Source organism: Zhongshania sp. (genome assembly GCF_041623545.1).
In the GTDB taxonomy this organism is placed as follows: Bacteria; Pseudomonadota; Gammaproteobacteria; order Pseudomonadales; family Spongiibacteraceae; genus Spongiibacter.
Genome location: NZ_JBFJWS010000290.1, coordinates 1 through 4009, shown reverse-complemented (window position 1 = coordinate 4009; position 4009 = coordinate 1). Strand labels below are relative to the sequence as shown.

Below are 4009 nucleotides of genomic sequence, written 5' to 3'. Positions count from 1 at the left end.
CCCCAAGTGGCTGCGTGAAATCGAGATTAATGGTTTGCAAGCCAAGGCTTAGCTCACCGGCATCGGCGGTCCGCGATGCGTTTGCGCGAATAGCGGCATCGCTCTGACTCTGTCCGTAGCGCATGTGGTTTATAAACGACGCATTGACCGAGTTGCTAATAAAAAAGGCAAAATCATTCCAGCCGATGGTGTAGGACACGTCCATGGTTAAGTCATCGGCAAACTCTTGGCGATAACCCAAGTTCGCAGAAAAATCGTCGATCTGGGTGTTAATAAGCGGTAGGAAACCATCAGGGGCAAAGGCTTCGCCATCCGCTAACGTTGGGTTGTTGCCTGTTTGATTGGCGCGGCGATAAAAGCCCCCAGAAGTGCTTTCACGGTCTGAATATGTGACAAAGCCATAGAGCTCGCCAGAGTCCAATTGGTAGGCCGAATTAAGTATGACCGCGAACTGCTCTGACTCCGCATCGCCTATTCTAAAATTCTTTCGCGGAAAACTCGCTTCCCGTGGATCGGAAGCCTCATCGATGCCATCTGGATCAGCGCTACCACTGCCATCGTTGTTAGCATCGCAACCCGCTAAATATTGACATTGCCCGCTGAGGCCGGCGCGATTGGTCGAGCCGCGATCTCGGAAATTCAATGTCGCGTTTACAAAACCTCGGTCGCCTAGGGCAAGGCCTTTGGAAAGGTCGATATTATAAGTCTCACCATCACCCTCGGAGTACTCTCCGTAGGACACGCCAATGCGGCCCGCTTCGGGTTCATCGCTGAGGACAATATTGATTACGCCGGCAATCGCATCTGAGCCATACTGGGCGGCCGCGCCGTCACGCAGCACTTCAATCCGCTTGATGGCCGCCCCGGGCACTGCATTCATGTCGACACCGGAGGTGCCTCGCCCCACGGACGTGTTCACGTGAATGAGGGCGCTAGTGTGCCGACGTTTACCATTTATCAGCACAAGGGTTTGATCTGGCCCTAGCCCGCGTAAGGTCGCAGGTCTTAGTGCATCGGTGCCGTCGCTGATCGATGAGCTGGAAAAATTAAACGACGGTGCTAGAGATTGGAGCATTCGCCCCACTTCTGTTTGACCGGTCTGGCGCAGCGTGTCTGCCCCTAGGGAATCCACGGGAACCGGCATATCAACGGCGGTTCGTCCGGGCTTGCGAGAGCCTAATACAATCACCTCTTCAAGTTCCAGCTTATTACCGGAGGCGCTCGTACCTTGCGCGTAAACCTCACTCACGGCGAGTGACAGCAGACAAATTCCGACGGGTAATTTTAGCTTTTCGACATAGGACATAGATACATTCCCCATTGTGATTATTATTTAAAGCGAGCAAGCAGAGCGCTTTAGTAGAAAGCCTTCTCCATAGCCTTCCTACCAATATAGGGCAGATTTCGTCATTCACAAGTTGAGGATTGGTACTATTACCATCTGCGGCCCGCGAGTCGATAAGGAGTCCGTCGCGCCGACTGATTTGATGAGATACTGCGCTAGACAAGGGAGAATTTCATGGCAGGAATCTTAGAAAAAATACAGGGCGTAATCAGTCGCGCTAAAATGGCTGAGCCTATTGATCTTGTAGGTCGCCATTTCATTGTTACGGGTTGCGCCGAGGGCTCTTTGGGTTTTGCTACAGCCCTGCAGCTATTAGAGCAGGGAGGGGTGGTTTCGGTAACAGTGCGGAATAATAGTGACGCTATAGCTAAAGCGTTGCGTCAACAATTAGATGCTCGCTTTCAGCAAAACATCCACGCTTTTGACCTAGATTTGTCGCAGTACAATTCCGTTGAAAATTTTGTGCGAGACTATGAACGCGCCGGCCTCGCTTTAGATGTGTTGATTAATAATGCGGGTATCCATCTGGATTTACTCTCGAGGTGGACTGCTCCGCAGCAAAGTGCCGATGGCTTTGAAATTCAGTGGCGCGTCAATTATTTGGGCACCGCGCATCTCACCTATCGGCTACTCCCAATGCTAAAGGCGTCGGCAGCTCATTCCGGCGATAGCCGCGTAGTGAATGTGGTGTCACAGCTGCATAGCAAAGGCCTTAATAGCGAGTTTGTTAATCCACAGCGACCTTATAATTCTTGGCAAGCCTACGGGCAATCCAAATTAGCTTTGGTACATTTAACACGTAGCGTCGACGTGCATTTCGCTAATAGCGGCGTCACGAGTTATTGCCTGCATCCCGGCGCGGTATACACCAATGTGGCTGGTAAGGGTCTCGCGGATACTGGAATTGTCGAAAAACTGCGTAACGCCCTCGCGCCAGTCGAAAAGCTATTTATGAAAACGCCGAAACAGGGTGCACAAACACAGATCCACTGCGCTACGGCCCCTAAAGAAATACTCAGTTCGGGGAAGTACTATTGCGATCTTCAACTTGCAGTGGCTAGCACAGAAGCGGAGGATGCTAGCGTCGCAGAAGGTTTGTGGGGTGAGTTGCAGAGTTGGATAACTGAGAGCGATCCGCTGATCACTTAAATGACCAGAGTATTTAGGCGAAACTGTCATGTTTGTAACAGATAACGGAAATGCATAAGCCTAAACTACAGCCTGAGATTATTTTATTACAAAAATAAGGAAGAGCAGCGATGGCGCAGAGCGTGTTTATCGATATTGGTTTACCTGTTTCGCTTTTTATCATCATGATTGGGATGGGGCTTGGCTTAACCGTTAAGGATTTTGTAAAAGAGGCGCACCACCCGCGGGCGGCGATAGCGGGTAGCATCGGGCAATTACTGATTCTACCGGCACTAGGGTTTTTGGTGGCGTGGGGCTTGGGCTTGTCTCCTGCTATTGCTGTTGGCCTGGTGATCCTTGCGGCCTGTCCGGGCGGTGCAACCTCTAACGTAATTACTTATTTAGCGAGAGGTAATGTGGCACTCTCTATTGTGGTTACTGCTATTGCCAGTATCGCGACAATTATGACTTTACCGCTATTAGTAAATCAGGCATTGAGTTGGCAGCTTGGTCGGTCTGCCAATGTCACCATGCCGGTAGTCGATACTATTGTCATGTTGGTAGTCATTGTTTTACTGCCTACTGGTATCGGTATGCTTATCCGCGCAAGGGCACCAATGTTTGCGGTCCGTTCGGAGAAGAAATTTAATACCTTTGGCGCAGTGGTGCTACTGAGCTTAATCATTATTATCTCTTATGGTTTGCGTGACCAACTTTTGGGCTTATTGATGCAAGCGGGCCCAGCTTGCCTATTGCTCAACATCTTGGGGATTGCCGCAGGTTTAGGTATTGCGCGTATTGCCGGGGTGGCTAAACCTGATCAGCTGGCAATAGCGGTTGAACTCGGTATCAAAAATAGCACCATCGGTATTCTGGTCGCGACAACCATTCTTGGTTCGCAAGAAATGGCGATACCATCGATGGTGTACGGGCTGACTATGTACCTATTCGGCGCAGGTTTAGTCGCTTTTGGGCGATCTACGATGGCAGCAAAAGGTTATTAGAATTAACCACGTAATACGCCGTCAGTTTATGTAAGTGGCATTAGCTTGTGTGAAACGATGTGTTAGTAGCGATTTTCTATGTTGGCATGAAGCAATTTGTCGTGACATTAGTATTGCGTAAGGGAAATGTCGATGTTGTAAGAAAGGCCTCAATGGTCTTTTTAATGATTATTGCCGTATTCGGGCGTTCGTTATTGTAAATCCATAACCATCCCGTCGAGAGACTTGGCGCTTGTTCGTTAATGAATACAATAACCAACAAGCGAAGCAATGAGGCTATTCAATCTTACTTTGAATTAGTTAAAGGCGTCTTTAATATCAATAGAATCGTCGGGTAGCTTCAGCGGATCGACATTTTGTCCAGAGGTAAGGGCGCGCTTGCTCATCATGAACTCTTTTGGTCGATTTATCGCATCGACGGCAATAAAGCGACCTTCGCAGAAATAAAATGCGGCAAAGCTGCGATCTTGCTCGCTATCTCCACGGATTATTACTTTATCAAAACCCTGGGACAGGCCCGCTATTTGAAGCT

At 49.3% G+C, this 4009-nt stretch carries 4 protein-coding genes; 2 read left to right on the top strand and 2 right to left on the bottom strand.

Annotated elements, in window-relative coordinates:
* Nucleotides 1–1306 (bottom strand): TonB-dependent receptor plug domain-containing protein (locus tag ABYT30_RS16635; RefSeq protein ID WP_373097561.1); only part of this gene is annotated, 1306 nt, incomplete at its 3' end.
* A gap of 213 nt (nt 1307–1519) precedes the next feature.
* Between ABYT30_RS16635 and ABYT30_RS16630 the strand changes: the two genes are divergently transcribed.
* Nucleotides 1520–2494: an SDR family NAD(P)-dependent oxidoreductase gene (locus ABYT30_RS16630; RefSeq protein WP_373079601.1), complete on the top strand. Its 975-nt coding sequence runs from the start codon at nt 1520–1522 to the stop codon at nt 2492–2494.
* Between the two features lie 110 nt (nt 2495–2604).
* Nucleotides 2605–3477 carry a bile acid:sodium symporter family protein gene (locus ABYT30_RS16625; RefSeq protein WP_373079603.1) on the top strand — a complete coding sequence of 291 codons (873 nt, stop codon included), beginning with the start codon at nt 2605–2607 and terminating at the stop codon, nt 3475–3477.
* A 296-nt stretch (nt 3478–3773) separates the two neighbouring features.
* On the opposite strand, the gene ABYT30_RS16620 is transcribed toward ABYT30_RS16625, so the two are convergent.
* Nucleotides 3774–4009 (bottom strand): oxidoreductase C-terminal domain-containing protein (locus ABYT30_RS16620; RefSeq protein ID WP_373097560.1); only part of this gene is annotated, 236 nt, incomplete at its 5' end.